This window comes from Methylobacterium sp. WL6 (assembly GCF_008040095.1).
GTDB lineage: Bacteria > Pseudomonadota > Alphaproteobacteria > Rhizobiales > Beijerinckiaceae > Methylobacterium.
The window spans coordinates 1-482 of record NZ_VRVH01000692.1; the positions used below are offsets into that span (position 1 = coordinate 1).

The following is a 482-nucleotide window of genomic DNA, read 5'->3' on the forward strand; positions in this document are numbered from 1 at the left end:
GCGGGGCGCTGCCGCGCCCGGGCTGCCCGCCGCGCTGCGCGGTCTCCCCGCCGGACCCGCCGTCGCTGCGCAGCGACATCGTGATGCCGCCCTGCGACGGGTCGAGCCCGGCCTGGGCCAGTGCCTGCTGCAGGCTGCCGGCATCGCGCTGGAGCATCGCCAGGGTCTCGACGCGCTCGACGACGAGATGCGTCGTGACGGTGCCCTTGTCCTTGTCGATGTCGAGGGTGACGTCGACGCGGCCCAGCTCGAGCGGATCGAGCCGGATCTGGAACTCGCTCGATCCGGCGAGCGACCGCAGCCCGATCGTCATCGGCACCTGGCCGAGCGGCACCGGCGCCGCTGTCGGCTGGGCCGCGGCCTTGTCCGCGGCGATCGGCGAGGAGCCGGACGGCGCGGCCTGGGCCTTGGCGACGGGGTCCGGCGTCGCGGGGCCGGGCGACGCGGCTTCGGTGAGCGCGGCGAAGAGGTCGGCCTTGGCC

At 76.1% G+C, this 482-nt stretch carries 1 protein-coding gene; it reads right to left on the reverse strand.

Going from position 1 to position 482, the window contains the following annotated elements:
• Positions 1-482: flagellar hook-length control protein FliK (locus FV230_RS29200; protein WP_147844821.1), on the reverse strand; the 482-nt coding region annotated here is incomplete at both ends.